Below are 19,882 nucleotides of genomic sequence, written 5' to 3' on the forward strand. Positions count from 1 at the left end.
TTTAATCAGTTAGCAACCGCTATTTTTGAAAGAAAATATGCTATCTTATCAAAAATTAATCAATTTTAGTAGTTTGCATGATAAAATGAGCCATCTGCTGCACAATGAAAACAATTCTTCAGAAAATTACCAATGATGCCAGCCAGAGTTTTGCCTGCAGAGTATATCAAACGCCGCAGTTTGAAACCAACTGGCATAAACATCCGGAGTATGAGCTGATCCTCATCTTAAAAGGCCATGGCACAGTGATGATAGGCGATTATGTAAGCGATTATTCCGTCAACGATCTTTTTTTCATTGCCGGTAACCTCCCCCACTGGTTTAGAAAAAATCAGCCTAAAATGACGGGCGCCGCGCTGGTCATCCATTTTACCAATGACTGTTGGGGAGATGGACTACTGGAAATGGCGGAGATGAAAGCAATTCAATCCCTGTTGCAAAAGAATAACGGCCTGCAACTGGAACACGGGCTGAAAAAAGAAATCGCAGAAAAAATGCAGCTCATGCACCGTAAAAAGGGTTTTGAAAAATTGATGCTGCTCCTGCAATGCCTGCACCAGGTAGGACTTTCGGCACAATATAAAATACTGACAGAAGATTTCACTGATACCGGACACGTGGTAAATCCCATCATCGAAAAAATTATTGACTTCTCCTTTAAACATTACCAGGAAAAGGTAACGTTGGAACAGGTAGCTGCCATGGCGAATATGAGCGTGCCCAATTTCTGCCGTTTTTTTAAGAAGAATATTAAGAAAACCTATTTCGATTTCCTGAGAGATCTGCGGATCAGTCATGCCTGCAAACTACTGACCGCTACTACCCAGCCTATACTGGATATTTGCTACGAAAGCGGGTATAAAAGCTGGGCGCATTTTAGCAAGCAATTCAAAGAAGTGAAGCAGCAAACACCCAGTCAGTATAGGAAAATGTATTTACTGTAAAAAAGCGATGATATATGTGGTCAAACCTTTGTTGGTACTATGAAATAAGGAGCAATAGTAACTATAGTGAACAACTGCCCACCGATATGGTACTGGGAGTATTGGAAGGCACGGGGGTATTAATGAATAAGGGTAACCAGCAATTTTGTAACATCCCCACTTTTCCAGCGATAGATATATTAGCCATCTATACCCGGGATGGTAACTATGGCCGGCCTGAAAATTTTAACAGCAAATGGGTAACAATGATGGCTATACGAGCGTCCAGGTCCCAGCCGGAACAGGAAGCGGTGTACGTGAAATTGCTGTCTGCTATTGCTGAAAAACTGCATTGGGAGTTAATATTGGAAACTGATGACGAGGGTAATGAAGACGTTGTTCTTTATAAAGGATAGCCATTGAAACGCGTAGCATTCCAATGGCTAAATCATCATCCGGATTAAATTTTCTTAGTCAGGTAAATCTGAGGTGCTTCCTGTAATTTTTCTGCTGCCAGCGCACCAAATGCTTTGATATACGGTTGTTGCCCGTGGCTATCCAGTCCTTCCTGGCTTGCCCATATCTCATAGAAAACAAATACGTTTTCATCCGCTGTTCCCTGGTGCAGGTCGTACTGGATGCAGGCGGCTTCTTTTCTCGTTTCTTTCACCATATGTTGTAATACGGCTACTACTTCATCGTGATAAGCCGGTTGGGCTTTGATAACGGCAGTTAAATAGAGGTTCATGATAATTGTTTTTCAGGGGTGAGTACTGTTGCCAGGTGTTGACGATATTCCATCTGATAGTTGTCGATCCGTTCTTGTGTGGCATTCTTTTCCATATCATGGAAGTGAAATCCCTGCACGCGTTCCATCCCTACAAACTGGTTCATTTTATGGAAGCCGAACATCACGCCATCGTCTACTGAATGTTGATCAAAAAACTCCCCGGGCAGCGTGAAAGCGGTGTCTGGTGCATTCCAGGTGGTATTCACCATGTACTTTTTACCGTGCATGAGTCCACCGGTGCCATAGTTGATGGCCGGATTCTTCCGGCTACGGCCGTCGCTCGCATACATACCGTTTTGATGCCCGGCGGTAAATACTTCGTCTATGTATTTCTTCAGGCCAAAGGGTACCTGGAACCACCATATGGGGGTTTGGTAAACCACGAGATCGGCCCATTTGAAGTGTTCCACTTCGGCTACGGGGTCGAAGTCCCTGGCGGCATTGACCACGCGGTATTCGTGCCCCTGACTGGTCAGGAAGTTGATGGTCCAGTTCGCTACGGTTTCATTAAAGGCGCCACCTGAATGCGCCATGGTTTGTCCGCCGTTGATGATAAATATTTTCATTTGCTATTACTTTTATAATTGATAGTGCAAATTTCTATCAGTTTTTTATATAACACAAATAACTTAACTTGCGCCTATCTATCATAAAAATTATAGTTATGCAATGGAACCTGGAATGGCTGAGAACGTTCAAAGCCATCTATGAAACAGGAACGCTCTCCGCAGCAGCGCAGGCGCTCTTTATCTCCCAGCCGGGTGTGAGTCTCCATTTGAATTCACTGGAAGCATATACCGGCAACAAGCTGTTTGACCGCTCCGCAAGGAAAATGGTGCCCACAGAAAAAGGAAAGATCCTCTACAACTATATATTGGAGCCACTGAAAAAACTGGAAACAGGGGAAGAACACTTTTATAAACGTTCAGAAGACGAACGGGTAACCGTGAGCCTGGGCATGTGTTTCGAAACATTCCAATATACACTGGAAGAACATATTGCCAGTCTTCCCTTTAACCTGATCATCAAATTCGGGGAATATCCGCAAATGCAGCACGACCTTGATACGGGTTCACTGGATCTGATCATTACGCCACAAAAAGGGAATCAGCAGAATATAGAATATGTGCCGTTCTCGAAAGAAAAGATCGTGTTAATTGCGGGTAGTAAAACAGATACTTCCGCACTGGATAAACTGCTGGCCAAAGGCAAAACAAAAGAAGCCACAGAAATACTCAAACAGCAATTATGGTATAGCACGGCCGCCGACATGGAACACTTAAAAGGCTTTTGGCTGAAACAATTTGGAGAACACCCCGATTTCAGACCGAACTACATTGTTCCCAATATCAGCTCTATTATCCGTTGTTTAAGCGATAACTCCGGGTTCTCCGTGGTGCCCGATTTCCTGTGTGCAGACGCGATTGCTGAAGGAAAAATAAAGATCGTATGGGAAGGCACCACCCCCGTAGAGAATACTCTTCATTTCGGCACCCGGAAAAAAACCATGTATCAAAAAGAAATCGCACAACTGGAAACGTTGCTGAAAGAAAAATGGATGAAGTAGCAGCATAGTCTGCCACTTTCTATTATTTTTATGCGCAACTTTATCATCTAATCCGACTGAAATGAAATTTTACGCGATGACCTGTCGACTGGCTTTGATATTCTTCCTGGCATTACCCTTTAGCAAAGCAACAGCGCAAACCAAACTCATTGGCCTTTACCTTAAAGAGGCCACCGTGCTAAGCGGGCAGGTAGCCCAGGCACTCAACGTAACGGCCGACAGCATACTCACCAAGCCAAACGAGGGAGATTATATACAGTCGTTTAAAAACGCCGACAAAGAAGAAGTAAACCTTTATATCCGGTACGGACTTTACCAGCTGGGCCCCGTGAACAATATTCTCATATGGGGAGATAAGAAAATGCTGGCCCAGGTATATAAAGCGCTTTTCGATAAAAAATTCACACCGAAAAATCCTGATGAGGTAACCGCCAGTGTTACCCGGGGTAAAGAGGTGATCACTTTTGTTTGTGGATTTGAAGATGGCAATATCAAAATTGAAGCAAAAGACAAATAATATTTTCATAAACGCGCAACCGCCTTCAGCTAGCTGAAGGCGGTTGCGCGTTACAGGGATATTAGTACCCCTTATTCTGTGTCAGGTTCTTATTCAACGAAATCTCATTATTGGAAATCGGCAAAAACATAAATTTCTCCTTACTATACCCATTGGCAAATTTGGTTTCAATAAGTCCACCATCAGCACCACGTACTTCAACGGGATAAATATCCGGACCAATTCCCCAGCGTCTTACATCATCCCAATACAATCCTTCCAGGGCAAATTCTATCCTTCTCTCATGCCGTAACTTAATCCGGGCATCGGCTTGCGATAAATTCAGCGGCAGGGCAGTAATTTTTACATCCGTACGGGAAGTACGAATCTGGTTAATCAGTTGCAGCGCTTTTGGAATATCCGTTCCTTTCTCTATCAAGGCCTCTGCTTTGGAAAGCAGCACATCTGCATAACGGAAAATGATAAAGTTCAATGGCTCCTGGCCGGCCACTACCTGCTGCGTTTCAATGGTATATTTCCGGATACCAAAACCTACTTTCTGACCCGTATGGTTCTTAATTTCCACCGGATATAATTGCCCCTGGAAATAAGCGCCCGGGCGCAGGATGGTGAAATCCAGTCTCGGGTCCCTGTTTACATAAGGCGCCGCCGGATTTACCGGTGATCCATCTATTGTTTCATAAGCATCGACCAGGTTTTGTATAGGTGCTACCGAGTTAGACCCATCGATACCATACTTCATGTTCTGCGGTTGCCAGTGACGGTCAAAGAAACTACCCTGCGAAAAAGGACCATCCATGTATTCTACATCAAACATGACTTCCGCATTGTTTTCGTTGGCCAGTTGAAACAGTCCGCGGTAACTGGGGAACAGGCTATATTTTTTCAGCGCATCTATTTTATCGGCATATTCCAATACCTTATCCCAGTTAGCTTTGTACAGGTAAGCTCTTAACTTCATGGCGTATGCAGCACCCAGTGTAGCCCTTCCCGTTATAGGAGCGGTCACCCCCAGGCGTTTAATGGCTTCGTCGTAATCCGCATGTACCTGTGTCCAGGTTTCTTCTTCTGTATTGCGTTTCAGGACGCGGGCGTCCTCCGCGGTAATTGTTTTGGTGAATACCGGTACACCTCCGTAAGAATTGGCCAGGAGCGCATAAAAGACACCCCTTAAGAAATATATCTCTCCCGTCATCTGTACTTTAAGGGCGCTATCCATCGGTACTTTCCCGATATTTTCCAGGAAGGCATTGGCGCGGTTGATACCCGTGTAACATTGCTGCCAACGGCCACTTACAATACCCCCATCATTAGCGGATATGGTACCATTGCCTACCTGCTTTTCCATTCCCTCCCAGTAAGCCCATTGGTAAGCATTGGGCGAGCAGGCATCGAAACCGCCGCCATAACCATATACAAATGATTCATGTAACGTATTGTAAACGCCGTATAAGGCCAGGTTAGCATCCGATTCACCCGCCCAGAAATTGGTGGTGGTAATACGATCGTCTGGTGTTCTTTCCAGGAATGATTTGGAACAGCCTGTCGTCAATAACACCATGGCAGTAGCTATCAAAAATATAGATCTCATAGTCCGTTTAGTTTAAAGTTGCAGATTAATACCAAAAGAAGTGATGAAAGGCGTTGGGTACACGGTTCCTCCATTTTCGAAGGTGTCCTGCTCCGGATCAAAGCCTATGTATCCTTTTGTGGTAAAGGATGGCAGGTTTTGTGCATTGATGTATACACTGCCTCCTTTGAAACGGATCCTTTCCAGCAGCGACTTCGGCAAACTGTAAGACAACTGGATATTTTTAATTTTGAAATAACTCATATTCTGTACCCAGAAAGAAGATTCATAACGGTTCCAGGTATCATTCACCACAATACGCGGCATGGTATTACTGTGGTTCTCCGGCGTCCACGCATCTTTCCAGCGGGTGAGCAAAGTACCTCCGGAAATACCCAACGGGGTGGTCCAGGCGCTTTGATTGTAACCATATACACCGGCCATACCCTGGGTAACGATATTCAGGCTCCAGTTTTTATAGTTAGCTCCCAGGGTGATGCCATAGGTATACTTGGGCAAAGTGTTACCCAGTGATTGCTTATCGTTGAAATCGAGCTTGCCATCGTTGTTTACATCTTCATACTTTAAATCGCCGGCCCTGGGGATATACCCGTTGTTCTTCATGTAGTCGCCGGCTTCTTTATCTGTTTGAAAAACGCCGATCGATTTAAAGCCATACAACATTTTGTAAGGCACTCCTTCTCTTACGAGCCACAACTGATCCGGTGCATCTGCTCTGAATTTGGTTACCTCATTTTTAATGTAGGTAACATTGGCGCCCACATTGTAGCTAAAGCCAGAGTTGTATTCCGGTGAATGATAGTTCACGGAAAATTCAATACCATTGTTACTCATCTTACCAATATTCTGGATCGGCGCAGTCACTTCTCCCAAAGTCGTAGAAATCGGTAACTGTACCAATATCTGGTCAGTTTTCTTACTGAAATAATCCAGTTCAAAAGAGAGCGCATTATTAAACAGGCCTACATCCAGCCCAATATCTGTGCTGGTAGTGGTTTCCCAACTGATGTTCGGATCAACGAGCGCAGTAATGGCGGCGCCGGGAGCAAACTGTCCTCCTACCGTATAGCTGGTACCGTTAGACTGTGTTACTGATCCAATATAGGGATAGTTGTTATCCTTGATATTCTGGTTGCCGAGCTGGCCCCAGGAAGCACGTAACTTCAACTGGCTGATCCCTCCAATATGCTTGATGAACTCCTCTTTTTCCATGGCCCAACCGGCAGACACAGAAGGGAAATATCCCCAGCGGTTGCCTTGCCTGAAACGGGAAGATGCATCTGCACGAAGGTTAGCCTCCAGCAGGTACTTTTCTTTGTAGTTATAATTCAATCTTCCGAAATAAGCCAGCATAGCCCATTCCGTGGTATTGCCGGATGCTTTCAGGTTACTGGTACCTGCGTCTACTTCATTCAAGCCAGATTTTGGCGGATCAGATTTTCCTGCAAACATCGATTTCAACTGATTAGCTTCCGACTGTGTACCCAGGATCGCTGAGAAATTATGTCCACCACTTAATGATTTCGTATAGTTAAGGGTGTTATAGAATACCCAGTAAAACTCTTCATTATTAGCGCGATAAGGCGATATCTGGGAAGGATAGTCCAGTACCTTATCCTGTACACCACCGGCGGTATACACGTAATTCATCTGGTTGTATTTATCCTGGCGGTTGTTATTAAACTGCCCGGTAAACATCGTTTTAAAAGTCAGGTCCTTCGTGATATTAGCGGTGGCGTTGAGGTTGGCCCTGAAAAAGTTATTGGCATACTGACTTCTTCCATCATATAAATCCGGTAAAGGATTACGGGAATCTACAATCGGCGAACCGTTGGGTTTCAGCGCCTGTGTAGCGCCAAAGCGGCCATCTTTCGTATAGGGTGCAATAAACGGATAGGCGCCATTGGACATGATATAATACACGCGGTCAATGCCGTCTACCGGGCTGTTGGTGATTTTGCGGGTAATCTGCACGCGGCCGCCTACTTCCAGCCAATCTTTCACTTTGTTATTGAGTGAAAAGTTCACCCCATAGCGTTTACTGTCTGTTTGCTTAATGATACCATCCTGGGAGAGGTAGTTGGCAGATAAGTAAAAGTTCTGTTTGGCAGAACCTCCCCGTACAGAAATATTATGTTCTGTAATAGGGGCCGTGCGAAATATTTCTTTATAAAAATCTGTATTCGGGTAGAGATAAGGATCGTGATTATTGCTGAAGTCGTCGATCACATTTTTGGGGAACAAGGGATCACCGCCGCTATTTACCACCGCGGTGTTCCACATGTTCATAAATTGTACACTGTTATTGATACGGTCGTATTTTCTGCCCAGCTGTTGCAGGCCGTAATAGCCGTTGTAAGAGATAACGGGGTCCATATTGTAATTACCTTTTTTGGTAGTGACCAGCACGATGCCATTGGCGGCACGGGAACCGTAAATAGAAGCAGAGGCCGCATCTTTCAGGATGGTGATACTGCCTATATCTGCCGGGTTAAGTTCTGCCAGCTTGCCTTCAATACCATCAATGAGGATCAGGGGATCGGTATTGTTGAGGGTGCCGAAACCGCGGATACGCAGGGTAGCGCCATCGCTGCCGGGAGATCCGGAATTCTGGCTCACAAAAACACCTGCCACCTTGCCTGCCAGCGCCTGGCTGGGATTGGTGATAGGCCTGTTTTCCAGGGCTTTGTCGTAGTTGATAGTGGCTACAGCGCCGGTTAAGTTGGCCCGTTTTTGTGTGCCATAACCTACCACTACTACTTCTGATAATTTATCGGAAGATGCTTTCAGTGTAACCGTTAATGCTGCCGCAGACGTTACCACCACCTCTGTGGGCGCATAGCCGATAAAGGAGAAGATCAGGGTTTCTCCGGCTTCTGCTTTGATGCTGAAGTGTCCTGCATCATCGGTGGTGGTACCGGCTTTATTGCTTTTCGTTCTTACAATAACACCGGGTAATGGATTGCCATCTTCTCCTACTACTTTCCCGGTGATCGTCATAGCCGGCGCGGCTACCAGGCTGGCATCCGCCATGTTTGCCGTTGGTTTTTCTTTAATGGCGATTACATTTTTTTCAATGCTGTAGGTGAGCACCTGGTTTTTAAAGATGCTTTCCAATACCTGCAAAATATCCTGATTGTTCACTTTAAGCGTTACATGCCGGGCTTTATTCAGTACATCCATTTTGTACCAGAATACATAATCTGTTTTGGCTTCAATTTTTTTGAAGACTTTGTCGAGTGGTTGATCATATACATCAAGACTAATTTTCACGGCCTGCTGTTTGGCCATGATGCTGCTATACAGGCAGGTCAATATACAGGTAAGCAGTAACAAACGTTTATGGACATGAGGTCCCTTTAAAAGAAATCTTTTTACAGGTAGTTTCATACTTTCCTTATTTAAATTTTGAATGATGAAGCCTTGATTGAGCTGTCACAATAACGCGGAGTAATGATGGCTACTCTACGATGATTTTGGTTCCGTCGAAGGTAAACCGGGCGCCGTTTACTTCCAGTCCGCGGAGGATTTCCGGCAGGGTCATGCCGGGATATACTTTTCCATGGAAAGATCCCTGCGGGGATGTTCCCTTAAAAACAACGTCCACATCGTACCAGCGTGCAATTTGCCTGAAAACTTCTTCCAGCGGTGTGTCGTCGAATTGGAGGTAGCCTCTTTTCCAGGCTGTTACCTCTTCCAGATTTGGTTGTGCTACCGACAACTGGCCGGTATGGTTAAATTGTGCCTGTTCCCCAGGCCTGATCTGTATTTTCTGTTTATTTGTTTTCACCTGTACACTCCCTTCCAGCAAGGTAGTTTTCACGAACGGCTCATTCGTATAGGCGTTAATGTTAAAATGGGTTCCCAATACCAACACTTCTACTTTGCCGGCAGTTACACTAAATGGCTGGTAGTTCCCGCCATTGCCAGTGAGCTGTTTGGCTACTTCAAAGTAGGCTTCTCCCGTAATCCCTACTTTCCTGCTGTTAGCCGCAAAAACCGCCGGGAAACTAACAGACGACCCGGCATTCAGCCATACCTTGGTGCCATCCGCCAGCACCACCACATATTGTGATGATTTAGGTACTGTTAATTTATTGGTACCTCCCTCCTGTTGCCATCCCTCTCCCATAACCTGGTAATGGATTTCGTTGGTATCTGTTTTCAGGATCGTTATGGATCCTGCCTGTATTTTTTGTCCTACAGCCAACGTCTCCAACGTAATCTCCTGCCCGTTATAAAGCGCCAGCACGGCTCTGTTACGGGAAGTGGATGCCTTTTTCTCTTTCATCGCCACCGGATGTATTGCGGGTTGTTTCCGCCAGTTGTAACCGCATATGATGACGGCCAGCAACACTGCGGCAGCGGCAGCCACACGCAGCAGCACCACCCGCCGGCTACCACGGAGCGGAACTTCTTCTTTATCGTCTTCGCGGAGATGCATCCTTTCCATCACTGCGGCCTTCGCGGTTTCCCTGTACATCATCGCATCAGGCGACTCCTCGTCTTCAAACAAGGGGGCATGCCCTCCTGATTCGGCCAACCATGCTTCTATGATTAGCTGTTCTTCCGGAGAAGCAGTACCATCCAGGTACTTATCTAATATTTTGATATCTATTTTATGCTTCAAAATATAAATCCTGTCCCAATACAATTAACTTACCTAACTATAAACGAAGAGAAAAGAAAAGACCGCTATTGCATTTGTGATTTTTTTTTGAGTATTTTTATTCCGCACGTGAGCAACAACATGAAACCGTATTCCAACACCACCGACAGTGATCTGTTCCGGTTATTAAAAGAAGGGGATATTACTGCATTCGAAGCCATTTACGACCGTTACTTCATCCGCTTATTGAATACCGCCTATAAGCTGCTGGGGAACCGGGAAGATGCCCTCGAAGTGGTACAGGATGTGTTTGTCCGGTTATATACCAAACGTGCATTGATTGAAAATACAGATCACCTCCACGCCTATCTGCAAACCTTGCTAAAAAATGGTATGATTGACCGCTTCCGGCAACGGCTGTTACGCCAAAAACAATATGCCGCCCTGAAAGAACAGGCACAATACCAGGCGCCACATGCCGGCGAACCACAAATCGACAGTAAAAAGCTGGAAGAAAAAATACATTATATCATCAACGGACTCCCGGATAAATGCAGGGAAGCTTTTATCTTAAGCCGGATGCAATATTTGTCGCACCAGGCCATTGCCACCAAGATGAGTATTTCTGTAAGTACAGTAGAGAAGCATATTGTAAAGGCGCTGCATGTATTACGGCAGCAGTTGAAGGAGCAGTAGCACCGGATGATACATCCGGCGCTGTCTTAACAAAATTCACCGGATAACGGCCATTACCGGTATTATGAACACCAGAGCTTACCTGAGTCGTAACGTCGCCGCCAGTTTTTTACAATCTTCAAACAGTGCAGGCTTATTATCATCCATGAATGCCAAATAATAAACAGCACTTTCCCTATCTCCGATTACCAGCACATAAGCATTTAACGGAATACCCTCCCTGGTAACTTTCATAATAACCTGGTAAGCCGGTCTTCCATTAATTTTTACTACTTCAGCCATCTTACTGTTTATAGTCATTTGGCTTTCCAGTCGTTTTACAAGTGTTTTCCCGCAATTAATCATGTCGGCGGTATCTGGTAATGCAGGCAGACTAACCAGCGAAACAAAATTATTCGTCAGCTCTCCTTTTCCCTCCTCGGTGTAATAAAAAACCCTGTCTACATTCTTGTTAAACTTAAAAACAGATGTAGAGCAATCCAGCGTATATCTATTATTTTTTGAATAATCAACCCGGATGGAAGTATCTACAATTATTGATTTTATGGCAGTAACGATTTCATCCCGGTCAACGCCATTCCCTTCCGGCATCCTAGTGATCGCCGCCACTATGAAATTATTATTCCCGGATATAAAAAATATTTTGTCTTCTTTTTCCTGTTTAATTTTTCCATACCTGATATTAGCCGGGTATCCATTGAGCACAAAATTTCTCTGATAAAAAGTCACTGTGGAGTTGGTTTCTTCCGGAATAGCCACCTGATCTTTGGTGGTATCGAATGGTCTGCCCGGCGAATCCATTATCACGATCTCTGTCCCATCTGCCTTCTTTAAAACGGTGCCGGAAATTTTATAGCCTGTAGGAATGACCATAAGTACTCTTGTTCCGGGTATTTGCCGGTGAGCATTTGTCCTGGTAACGTTAATAGTGTCTGGTATATCAATGTGCCTGTCAACAGTAAAAACACAGGCATTCAGCAAAAACAAAACGGATAACAAGGAAAGAATTGGCTTCATGGGTATATAGGTATAGGTACAAAAGTAACAATATAAATTATCCCTTCCTACCTTGTCCGAAAGGAATACCTGGTTTTTCCATCTGATCCTATATCTTTGCCTGTATTCCTGTACATAATAAGCAACGCAAACCTATGGATCTTTTTATTTTCCTTACCCTTACCGTAGTACTGGGCATTGTCAGGTTTCTGACACTCTTTTTTCATGAGCTGGGCCACGCCCTTCCTGCATTAAAGTACACCAGGATGCCTGTATCCATGTATATTGGCTCTTTTGGAGATGAAGATAATTGCATTAAACTTAGCCACGGGCTGTTGGACATTTATATCAAGCGTAATCCGTTGCTATGGTACAGGGGATTGTGTATCTCTGATGGCAGCTACATGACGTTGCGGCAAACGGCCATACAAGTACTGGCAGGGCCTTTCTTTTCTTTGCTGGTAGCAGCCATCTCTGTTACTATGGCCATCCTGTTCGACATGCATGGTGCTTTCAGATTTATCTTCGGCATGTTTTTAATCTTCGCTACTGCCGATCTCTTTTATAATCTATACCCAAGAACCTTCGGTACGGATGATTATATGACTGTAAAATCAGATGGCAGGGTGTTACTCGACCTTTTCCATGATTGGCGGGAAGAACGGGCAATGCTGCGAGGCAGGAAGAAGAAAAAGAAAAGCAATTCCCTGAGGAAAGTGTAATGCGGGTAGCCTGGGGATGTTTTATCACGCCCTGCTATTAATCCTTAATTCAAATACTCTACCACTGGAAAGATTCACTTTAACATTCCAATAATGAGTACCTCCGTCATCTACCTGGATAATTTGCTTTTCAAGATTTGCCTTAAACTCGTCCTCTGGCCATATGAAGTTGATCCAAACAATTTTCTTACCATTTTCACCAATAAATCCAACATACTGCCGGTAATAAAAATCCCAATTATCTCTAAGATTCATCAAGGTTTTATTATTTATCTTCTGCAGCTTTTTCTTTAGTACATCCTCTGCATGGCGTACTTCCCCAGCCGTAGGGGTAAACCTGGATGTTGCCGCGGGATATATGTCTTTCGTTACCTTATGGCTGGCTGAAAATATGTGGGTTAAATTATTGCCTTGCCCCACTACCGCGTGAAAACAACCCAGTCCGATAAGTAGCATAATGATTCTAACGCATTTCATTTTTAGTCTTCTATTTAAGTCGTTATCCTTCTCTAAACTGCGTAGGCGTAATCCCCGACTGCGCTTTAAAGAAATTAGAAAAATATGCATGATCTACAAAGCCCAGTTCAAAAGCAATTTCCTTAATAGAAAGCTCTGTAGTTTGCAGCAGTCGCTTGGCCTCCAGCAATACCCGTTGTTGTATGAGTTTGGTGGCGGATACCTGCAGATGATTTTTACAAAGGATATTTAAGTAGTTGGCGGAAATATGCAATTGGGCCGCATAGAACCCTACCAGTTTTTCCTGCTTGTAAAATTTATCAATCAGCATATTGAATTTTGCAAGCCGCGGGTTAGACTGGAACACTTTCAGATCCGTAAAAATGTTTTCCGCTTCTTTGCTTACAATGGCCGCTATGACTGCCGCTCTTGCACTGATCACTTCCTGTACGGAATTGGGGGAATTCAGCTCATCCCTGATCGCATCAAATTCATATTTCAGCAATTGGAAATTATCGTTGGTCAACGGAATCACCGGGTGATTCATATAATTTGAAAACGAAAAACGGAAGAAAGATGCAAAGCGTTCGAAGAAATTTTGCTGTATCATCAGCTGGTATCCGGTTGTATTAGGCTTAATACTCCAGGTATGTACCTGGCCGGGAAAGAGTACATGCACTTGCTTATTGCCGATGGGATAGTCGTGAAAGTCGATGGTATGTACACCTTTAGCGGATTCAAACAGGTTGATAATAAAAAAATCATGCTTGTGCGGCTTCTCAATATGCCGTTCACCATGCAGTTCATTAAAAAGGAATTCTTCCCTGCCGGCCAGCTGGCCTTTCCTGAATTCCTGCAGCCCTAATACAGGGATATAGCCGGTGTCGTCATAAATCATCATATCAGCGCCCGTTGAACTTGTAAAATATGAAAATTTATGGCAAAAAAAATGGATTGGCGACGAAAAGCCAATCCATTTTTTAATAAGATAATGCAACTACTTCTTAGGCTCCGCGTGGGTGGTAGGCGTATGAATGATATCGAAGTATACTGTTTTGTCGTTCGCATTAGGATAAATGCGGTAGGTAAACTCCTGTTTGGTCAGCACCGTGATGTCTACTACACGGGTGAACAATACTTTGCCATCTGCGTCTTTCGCCACCACAGTACGGGTTTTGCCATCGGCAGAAACGGTCCAGTCGCCATGCATTTTTGGTGAATCGTCCAGGTTGTACATGTTGAAGGTACCATCTGCTTTAAAATAAGCGAAGCCTACAAAGTTAGCTACGTTGACATCGTTCAACGCTACCTTTTCGCCTTTGTTATTTTTGGCGTTGGTTGTTTCCCAGGGAGTGCTGGCAAGCGTTTCACCAGGCGTCAGTTGTTTTGGTTCCGGATCTTTGTCTTTGCTACAGCTAAAGAAAAATACGCTACATACTGCCAACAAAAGGGCGGCGGTTACTTTTTTTACATGTTTCATATCAATGAAATTTTTAAGCACTACAAAGATATCTGCCCCGTCCGGCTTAGCTTTGCGCTTTTCCTCCCAAAGCTTGTAATATTTATAACAGGGCGGATAACGGGCATTTATCAGAATACCATATTTCCTTTATGCACCAGTGATTTAACCGGTGAAACCCTTGATACTACTTCCGCGGAGCAGGATGCATCCATGAATACCAGGTTGGCATCCTGACCTGCTTTAGGCCACTGCTGATTACCTTTATCATCCAACGGCAATACATAACGGGTGGCAAACCCCAGTGTCCTCGACAGCGCCCATTCAGAACTATAGCCATACAAGCTGGCAATGAGCTTCGCTTTTTGCAGCATGTGTCCGGGCCCGAAGGTATTCCAGTGATCCTGGATATTATCGTTACCTATCAGCACTTCTACCCCGTGTTTTCTCAACATTGGAATAGGCATAATGGTGCCGCCGAAAGGTACGGACGACACAATCCCTACACCGGCTTCCGCCAGTCGTGCTGCCATACGCTCCGTTTCCACGGCCGATAAATGCCCCAGCGCAAACGCATGGCTCACAAAGGTTTTACCCCGAAGTACCGGGTTTTCATTCGCCTTGTTGATCAGGTATTCAATGGTTTTTATACCGGATTCACCTGCTTCATGTAAATGGATATCAATTCCCTTATTATAATCGATCGCCAGCTGCGTGGTGAGATCCATCGTTTTCTCTATGCTGCCGTCAAGGGAATAAGGGTCTACGCCCCCAATAAAATCAATGTTCATTTTCACTACTTCCTTCAGCAACGGGGCGGTATTGGTATAAAATACGCCATGCTGCGGGAAGGCCACCAGCTCTGCTCCTACCGTTTTTTCCTTATTCTTCAGCGCTATCTCCAGGTGTTTCAGGGAATCAAAACCAGAGGTAGGGTCCACATTGAAGTGAGAACGGATAAAGTGGGTACCGTTTGACTGCAGGAAATCAATCAGCTTTTCGGTCCGCTCAATAGAAGTTGTCAGCCATTCCGGGATCATCTTCTGCTCATAAGCAATCTGGTCTTTCACGGTTCTTCTTTTGGAAGACACGGCCTGCCAGGGCAAACCAAACAACATTTTATCCAAATGGGCGTGCATGTCCTTAAAGGCAGGCAGCATCAGCCAGCCTTTTGCGTCTATGGCATTCTTCGCGGGATCATTGGGCGTAACGGCGGTAATTTTATCACCTGTTATTTCCACACAGAAAAGCGCGGTCTTCGTCTTCACCACTTCGTCTCCATCATACTCAAAGCCCGTTTCCAGCAATACATTCTTAAATGTATAGTGACTATCTTTTGCTATTTTATCCATTGGTTCCATTTTTTGCTATAGCAAAGTAAGTCCTTAATATCTCCGGAACTTTGTAGGATCTATACAGATACTTGAAAGATTTATCACTTTTCCCGGATTAGTGATAAATCTTTCAAGGCATGTCATGAATCCTTCACAGAAAACAAGATTTCGAATATTAGCTTTGTAAAAAATGACTGGGACTATGAACAAAACGGAAATATCCCGCAAGGAATTTATCAAAATGTCCGGATTAGGGCTGGCAGGTGTTGCCTTCGCTTCCGGCTTACTGGGATCTGCGCAGGCATTTGCCGGCGATGCAACGGGTAATGGCAGTAAAAGCTACCTGTTAAAGAATGTGCGACTGGAAACAGGATTTGTGTATGAAGAAGGAGAAGTAGTCCATACTAACACCGAATTATTCTGCGTAGCAATCAAAGACGGCAAAATCTACAGCATTTCTGCCAATAAACCGAATGATGCCAAAGCTATTGATGCCAAAGGCTGGCTGATGCTCCCGGCCTTCCGGGACATGCATATCCATCTCGATAAAACATTCTATGGCGGGCCCTGGCAGGCTACCAGGAGAGGTCCCGGTGGCGTAAAGGGAATGATTGCCCTGGAACAGAAAATCCTCCCGGAGATGCTGAAAACATCCACTTACCGGGCGGAAAAGCTGGTGGAGCTGCTGCAATCAAAAGGCACCAACTTCGCCAGAAGCCATGTTAATATTGAGCCTACGTCAAAACTGCAATCGCTCAACAACCTGCTGAAAGCACTGGAAAATAAAAAGAACTCCTTCGGCGCTGAGCTGGTGGCCTTCCCCCAGCATGGCGTGTTCTATACCGACTCCGTTCCTTATCTGAAGGAAGCCGCCAAAATGGACATCGACTTCATCGGCGGCCTGGATCCCTATACCATTGACGGCGCTATCGAAAAAACGATCGACTTCACCGTACAACTGGCACTGGACAACAAAAAAGGAATCGATATCCACCTGCATGAATCCGGAGAATCCGGGCTAAAAACTGTTGAGTACCTCATCAAAAAAATCAACGAAAATCCGGCGCTGAAAAATAAAACATTCCTGAGCCACTGCTTTGTTTTGGGAAAAATTGATAAAGTGAAGCAGGAAGAAATCGCGGAACAACTGGGCGCTGCGGGCATTGGTATTGTTTCTACCATTCCGTTTGGTGGTCTTATTATGCCTATACCTACCCTCTACAAACATAATGTAACGGTGATGACGGGCAACGACAGTATCATTGACCACTGGAGCACTTTTGGATCAGGCAGCGTATTGGAAAAAGCCCATACCATGGCGCAACTATACGGCTACTCTAACGAATTCAACCTGTCGAGAAGCCTGAAATTGGCTACTGGCAACATACTTCCGCTGGACGACAAAGGCGTGCAACAATGGCCTAAAGCCGGCGATGCAGCGGATGTAGTATTAATAGATGCCAGCTGTTCTGCAGAAGCAGTATCCAGGATTTCACCGGTAAGATCCCTGATTAATAAAGGACAAATCGTATACTAAAAATAGTGCGTTGGAACAGTGAGCGAAAGGCGGGGCAATAATTTCCCCGCCTTTGATTTTATCCATCACTACAGTTTCAATTTCAATCCACCATTTACCACAAAACCATCCAGTGGCGCATAAATATCTCTGAAAACAGGATGCGCGACAGTACCCGTATAAATGCTATCGAAGCGGGTTTGCCGCGTATCCAGGTAGTTCTCGAAGTTGACAAACAAGGAAAACTTTTCCCATAGCTTCTCTGCCATAAACCCACATATCCAGTAAGGCTTTCCGGTAGTGCCATCTGTAAGCGTTTGTGCGCTGTAGTAATAAGCTTCCAATCCCAGTTTCCATTTCTCTTCTTTTTCGTACATCAGTATATTATTCAGCCGGTGACGCGCGGTGAGCGGGTTTTCGCGGATAACGCCATTATCATTCAACCGGGCATCCGTAAAGGTATAACCAATGAAGAGCTTAAAGTCGCCATATCCGAATTTCACGTTTGTTTCCCAGCCTTTGGTATCAATAAATCCATCTACATTTTCCAGCTTGTACAGGTTTCCGGGAACAGCCCGGAGTAATAGCGGGTGATTGATACGGGTGTAAAAGAACAACTGGTTAACACTGAAACTTATCTTATCACTGAACAGGGACGTTTTGTAATTTAAATCAAAGTTAGCACCATAGGACCGTTCCAGCTTGTTCTCCTTCGCATTGATGGGTAACACAGATTTGTATTGTATCCGTTCCGTTTCTTCCGTGAATATAGTAGGTGTTTTATACCCCAGTCCTCCACCAACGCGGGAAGTAAATGCAGGCGTTATTTTAAACAGCGCTGAGATGCGTGGAAGCAACACCCAACCATAGTCAATTACATAGTCGCCCCGCAAGCCGGTTTCCACCTGTAGCCAGTCGCTGGCCTTCCAGGTGTTTTGTACAAAAGCGCCCAGGGTAGTTTGCAGGTAATTGCGTTGGGGCATGGTATCCGTTGGCTGTTCTTTGAAATGGTCCGTATATACGTTGGCACCGGCGATCCAGTCCATCTGCTCCCGTTGCCGGTGATAAGTGGCCTCCGTGTAAGTCGACCATTGCTGCCCGTCAAATACATAACCCGGAATCGCGATTGTCCGTTTAAAACTGTTGACGGAATTTTTTACAGTGAGGGTATTCCCTTCGCTGAAGATATGATCAAAGGAAAGCTGCGTAGAAAAGCGATTGCTTTTATTCTTTTCATAGTAGCTATGGGTACTGTCGCCACGCCCTTTGATATACAGCATATCCCCGCCGGTTCTGTCTTCCGTAATGACATTCACTCCCAGGTTCAGCTGGGTTTTCGGACCCAGGTAAACGAACAACTTTGGATTGAATACATAGCGTTCGAATTTCGGTATCGCCGTAAACCCGGTGTTGGAGGGATCATAGGCTTTGTTGCTGTTCCGGGATGCAAAAATAGTAATGCCCACTTTGTTAAACCGTTGTCCGTAAAATCCACTGAGATCCAGTCCCCCGGCAGAAGTGCCATTGATGAGAAAACGCAGCTCTCTTTCCGTAGTTGGTACTTTTGATATAAGATTGACCAACCCGGCAATGGCGCCACCACCGTATAACGTAGACGCGGCCCCTTTGATCACCTCTACCTGTTTGAGATCCAGGGGAGGTGTTTGCAGCAATCCCAGGCCACCGGAAAAACCAGCGTACAGCGGAAATCCATCTTTGAGCAATTGCGTGTACCGGCCATCCAGCCCCTGGATACGGATACTAGAATTAGCAGAGGTAGCAGATACCTGTTGGGTTTGGATACCGGTGCTTTCGTTCAGCATCATGCGTATATCTCCGGGCTTCATGTTTCCCTTTTCTTCCAGTTCCTCTCCCGCTATAAATTCCACACGGGTAGGTATATCCCGGATGCTGCGATTACTACGGGTGGAAGATATCACTACTTCCTCCACTTCTTCCCCGCTATGCTCCAGGTAGATCGTCATGGTATCGGTAGGTAACGGGAAAGAAAAAGTGTCTGTTTGCTCCTGGTATCCTACATACGTGCAGGTAATGGCATGCCGGCCATTAGGTATCCCGGTAATAGTGACTACGCCGTTATTGTCTGCTTTGGCCCCTTTGCCGGTGCCTGTGAGTATGGCAGTGGCGCCAATCAGCCGTTCTTTACTGTCTGCGTCTTTTATAACCGCTGTAAACCTGTTCTGCGCCAGGCACAACTGGGCAAAGCACAGCAGCGATATCATGCTAAGTATCTTAAACATCTTTGCTATTGATAAAAATCCAATAAATAAAATTATACCATGCTACCAGCATAGTATATCAAGGGTGTAAATAATCGTTAGCAGAAAAGCTGGGGCGGTTGCCAGATAGATGCAGGAAATTCGGGGAGCGCAGGTTCTCTGTGATCGTAGTAAATATTCCTTGCCAATGGTATTGCTGCGGGCGCCGGCTTAGTCATTTCCGGGATCACTGCGCCATGGCAGGTACTACAGGAGAAAAAAGGGCTGCAGGGCAGTGCAGGCTTGTGATGGTCTGTATGGTCCTCGTGTTGCTGTCCGCCTTGCACCAGGGCGCGCTCTTCCTCACAACAGTAGTCATCTCCGCAGCATGGCACAGTGGAGAGTGTTAATACATATATGGAGAAAAGAAACAGGAACCATTTCATAACGGCAAATATAATCATGATCCGGTAGTATCTCCAATAAA

At 45.1% G+C, this 19,882-nt stretch carries 19 protein-coding genes; 7 read left to right on the forward strand and 12 right to left on the reverse strand.

The features are described from left to right. Positions 1-104: 104 nt before the first annotated feature. Together AC5ZC7_RS16230 and AC5ZC7_RS16235 are read left to right on the forward strand one after the other, a co-directional pair. Positions 105-944 (forward strand): helix-turn-helix domain-containing protein, encoded by an 840-nt coding sequence (locus AC5ZC7_RS16230; RefSeq protein ID WP_496157869.1) that lies wholly within the window; start codon positions 105-107, stop codon positions 942-944. A gap of 14 nt (positions 945-958) precedes the next feature. Further along, positions 959-1,339 (forward strand): hypothetical protein, encoded by a 381-nt coding sequence (locus tag AC5ZC7_RS16235; RefSeq protein ID WP_496157868.1) that lies wholly within the window; start codon positions 959-961, stop codon positions 1,337-1,339. 44 nt (positions 1,340-1,383) lie between these two features. Here the strand turns inward: AC5ZC7_RS16235 and AC5ZC7_RS16240 are convergent, their stop codons facing one another. Both AC5ZC7_RS16240 and AC5ZC7_RS16245 read right to left on the reverse strand, forming a co-directional pair. Then, a complete protein-coding gene (locus AC5ZC7_RS16240; protein WP_496157867.1) occupies positions 1,384-1,671 on the reverse strand; it encodes an antibiotic biosynthesis monooxygenase in 288 nt (95 codons plus the stop codon). Beyond that, the gene (locus AC5ZC7_RS16245) at positions 1,668-2,279 is read right to left on the reverse strand and encodes an NAD(P)H-dependent oxidoreductase (RefSeq protein ID WP_496157866.1); all 612 of its coding nucleotides are present in this window, start codon (positions 2,277-2,279) and stop codon (positions 1,668-1,670) included. The genes AC5ZC7_RS16240 and AC5ZC7_RS16245 overlap by 4 nt, the downstream gene beginning before the upstream one ends. A 98-nt stretch (positions 2,280-2,377) precedes the next feature. On the opposite strand from AC5ZC7_RS16245, the gene AC5ZC7_RS16250 reads away from it, so the two are divergent. Then, complete coding sequence (locus tag AC5ZC7_RS16250) at positions 2,378-3,280, forward strand: LysR family transcriptional regulator (RefSeq protein WP_496157865.1); 903 nt, start codon at positions 2,378-2,380, stop codon at positions 3,278-3,280. Between the two features lie 61 nt (positions 3,281-3,341). Further along, the gene (locus AC5ZC7_RS16255; protein ID WP_496157864.1) at positions 3,342-3,797 is read left to right on the forward strand and encodes a hypothetical protein; all 456 of its coding nucleotides are present in this window, start codon (positions 3,342-3,344) and stop codon (positions 3,795-3,797) included. Positions 3,798-3,858: 61 nt separating this feature from the next. Here AC5ZC7_RS16255 and AC5ZC7_RS16260 read toward each other — a convergent pair whose 3' ends face one another. From AC5ZC7_RS16260 to AC5ZC7_RS16270, 3 genes are all read right to left on the reverse strand, one after another. Further along, positions 3,859-5,388, reverse strand: a complete 1,530-nt coding sequence (locus AC5ZC7_RS16260) for a RagB/SusD family nutrient uptake outer membrane protein (protein ID WP_496157863.1) — start codon at positions 5,386-5,388, stop codon at positions 3,859-3,861. A 12-nt stretch (positions 5,389-5,400) separates the two neighbouring features. After that, a complete protein-coding gene (locus tag AC5ZC7_RS16265; protein WP_496157862.1) occupies positions 5,401-8,778 on the reverse strand; it encodes a SusC/RagA family TonB-linked outer membrane protein in 3,378 nt (1,125 codons plus the stop codon). A 70-nt stretch (positions 8,779-8,848) separates the two neighbouring features. Further along, positions 8,849-10,018, reverse strand: coding sequence for a FecR domain-containing protein (locus AC5ZC7_RS16270; RefSeq protein ID WP_496157861.1), 1,170 nt, complete (start codon positions 10,016-10,018; stop codon positions 8,849-8,851). Positions 10,019-10,138: 120 nt separating this feature from the next. Here AC5ZC7_RS16270 and AC5ZC7_RS16275 point away from each other — a divergent pair, with 120 nt between their 5' ends. Next, positions 10,139-10,693, forward strand: coding sequence for an RNA polymerase sigma-70 factor (locus tag AC5ZC7_RS16275; RefSeq protein ID WP_496157860.1), 555 nt, complete (start codon positions 10,139-10,141; stop codon positions 10,691-10,693). Positions 10,694-10,771: 78 nt separating this feature from the next. On the opposite strand, the gene AC5ZC7_RS16280 is transcribed toward AC5ZC7_RS16275, so the two are convergent. After that, positions 10,772-11,710, reverse strand: coding sequence for a hypothetical protein (locus AC5ZC7_RS16280; protein ID WP_496157859.1), 939 nt, complete (start codon positions 11,708-11,710; stop codon positions 10,772-10,774). A gap of 134 nt (positions 11,711-11,844) precedes the next feature. Here AC5ZC7_RS16280 and AC5ZC7_RS16285 point away from each other — a divergent pair, with 134 nt between their 5' ends. Beyond that, positions 11,845-12,411, forward strand: coding sequence for a hypothetical protein (locus AC5ZC7_RS16285; protein ID WP_496157858.1), 567 nt, complete (start codon positions 11,845-11,847; stop codon positions 12,409-12,411). Positions 12,412-12,435: 24 nt separating this feature from the next. Here the strand turns inward: AC5ZC7_RS16285 and AC5ZC7_RS16290 are convergent, their stop codons facing one another. From AC5ZC7_RS16290 to AC5ZC7_RS16305, 4 genes are all read right to left on the reverse strand, one after another. After that, positions 12,436-12,867 carry a hypothetical protein gene (locus AC5ZC7_RS16290; RefSeq protein WP_511911250.1) on the reverse strand — a complete coding sequence of 144 codons (432 nt, stop codon included), beginning with the start codon at positions 12,865-12,867 and terminating at the stop codon, positions 12,436-12,438. 43 nt (positions 12,868-12,910) lie between these two features. Continuing rightward, a complete protein-coding gene (locus AC5ZC7_RS16295; protein WP_496157856.1) occupies positions 12,911-13,768 on the reverse strand; it encodes a helix-turn-helix domain-containing protein in 858 nt (285 codons plus the stop codon). 96 nt (positions 13,769-13,864) lie between these two features. Then, complete coding sequence (locus AC5ZC7_RS16300; RefSeq protein WP_496157855.1) at positions 13,865-14,347, reverse strand: DUF4822 domain-containing protein; 483 nt, start codon at positions 14,345-14,347, stop codon at positions 13,865-13,867. A 110-nt stretch (positions 14,348-14,457) separates the two neighbouring features. Next, positions 14,458-15,678 (reverse strand): amidohydrolase, encoded by a 1,221-nt coding sequence (locus AC5ZC7_RS16305; RefSeq protein WP_496157854.1) that lies wholly within the window; start codon positions 15,676-15,678, stop codon positions 14,458-14,460. Between the two features lie 184 nt (positions 15,679-15,862). Between AC5ZC7_RS16305 and AC5ZC7_RS16310 the strand changes: the two genes are divergently transcribed. Beyond that, a complete protein-coding gene (locus AC5ZC7_RS16310; RefSeq protein WP_496157853.1) occupies positions 15,863-17,197 on the forward strand; it encodes an amidohydrolase in 1,335 nt (444 codons plus the stop codon). A 68-nt stretch (positions 17,198-17,265) separates the two neighbouring features. On the opposite strand, the gene AC5ZC7_RS16315 is transcribed toward AC5ZC7_RS16310, so the two are convergent. Together AC5ZC7_RS16315 and AC5ZC7_RS16320 are read right to left on the reverse strand one after the other, a co-directional pair. Next, on the reverse strand, positions 17,266-19,437 hold the full coding sequence (locus AC5ZC7_RS16315; protein ID WP_496157852.1) for a TonB-dependent receptor domain-containing protein: 2,172 nt from the start codon (positions 19,435-19,437) through the stop codon (positions 17,266-17,268). A 77-nt stretch (positions 19,438-19,514) separates the two neighbouring features. Then, positions 19,515-19,841, reverse strand: coding sequence for a hypothetical protein (locus tag AC5ZC7_RS16320; protein ID WP_496157851.1), 327 nt, complete (start codon positions 19,839-19,841; stop codon positions 19,515-19,517). Positions 19,842-19,882 lie beyond the last annotated feature (41 nt).

The sequence above is a fragment of the Chitinophaga sp. 9-1-y genome, assembly GCF_059511905.2.

What these genes read in the sequence shown, in the direction of transcription:
- AC5ZC7_RS16235 (WP_496157868.1), top strand. Translation starts at nt 959, where the DNA reads ATGTGGTCAAACCTTTGTTGGTACTATGAAATAAGGAGCAATAGTAAC.
- AC5ZC7_RS16315 (WP_496157852.1), bottom strand. Translation starts at nt 19,437, where the DNA reads ATGTTTAAGATACTTAGCATGATATCGCTGCTGTGCTTTGCCCAGTTG.
- AC5ZC7_RS16295 (WP_496157856.1), bottom strand. Translation starts at nt 13,768, where the DNA reads ATGATGATTTATGACGACACCGGCTATATCCCTGTATTAGGGCTGCAG.
- AC5ZC7_RS16290 (WP_511911250.1), bottom strand. Translation starts at nt 12,867, where the DNA reads ATGCTACTTATCGGACTGGGTTGTTTTCACGCGGTAGTGGGGCAAGGC.
- AC5ZC7_RS16280 (WP_496157859.1), bottom strand. Translation starts at nt 11,710, where the DNA reads ATGAAGCCAATTCTTTCCTTGTTATCCGTTTTGTTTTTGCTGAATGCC.
- AC5ZC7_RS16265 (WP_496157862.1), bottom strand. Translation starts at nt 8,778, where the DNA reads ATGAAACTACCTGTAAAAAGATTTCTTTTAAAGGGACCTCATGTCCAT.
- AC5ZC7_RS16240 (WP_496157867.1), bottom strand. Translation starts at nt 1,671, where the DNA reads ATGAACCTCTATTTAACTGCCGTTATCAAAGCCCAACCGGCTTATCAC.
- AC5ZC7_RS16320 (WP_496157851.1), bottom strand. Translation starts at nt 19,841, where the DNA reads ATGAAATGGTTCCTGTTTCTTTTCTCCATATATGTATTAACACTCTCC.
- AC5ZC7_RS16300 (WP_496157855.1), bottom strand. Translation starts at nt 14,347, where the DNA reads ATGAAACATGTAAAAAAAGTAACCGCCGCCCTTTTGTTGGCAGTATGT.
- AC5ZC7_RS16305 (WP_496157854.1), bottom strand. Translation starts at nt 15,678, where the DNA reads ATGGATAAAATAGCAAAAGATAGTCACTATACATTTAAGAATGTATTG.
- AC5ZC7_RS16260 (WP_496157863.1), bottom strand. Translation starts at nt 5,388, where the DNA reads ATGAGATCTATATTTTTGATAGCTACTGCCATGGTGTTATTGACGACA.
- AC5ZC7_RS16250 (WP_496157865.1), top strand. Translation starts at nt 2,378, where the DNA reads ATGCAATGGAACCTGGAATGGCTGAGAACGTTCAAAGCCATCTATGAA.
- AC5ZC7_RS16275 (WP_496157860.1), top strand. Translation starts at nt 10,139, where the DNA reads ATGAAACCGTATTCCAACACCACCGACAGTGATCTGTTCCGGTTATTA.
- AC5ZC7_RS16230 (WP_496157869.1), top strand. Translation starts at nt 105, where the DNA reads ATGAAAACAATTCTTCAGAAAATTACCAATGATGCCAGCCAGAGTTTT.
- AC5ZC7_RS16285 (WP_496157858.1), top strand. Translation starts at nt 11,845, where the DNA reads ATGGATCTTTTTATTTTCCTTACCCTTACCGTAGTACTGGGCATTGTC.
- AC5ZC7_RS16245 (WP_496157866.1), bottom strand. Translation starts at nt 2,279, where the DNA reads ATGAAAATATTTATCATCAACGGCGGACAAACCATGGCGCATTCAGGT.
- AC5ZC7_RS16310 (WP_496157853.1), top strand. Translation starts at nt 15,863, where the DNA reads ATGAACAAAACGGAAATATCCCGCAAGGAATTTATCAAAATGTCCGGA.
- AC5ZC7_RS16255 (WP_496157864.1), top strand. Translation starts at nt 3,342, where the DNA reads ATGAAATTTTACGCGATGACCTGTCGACTGGCTTTGATATTCTTCCTG.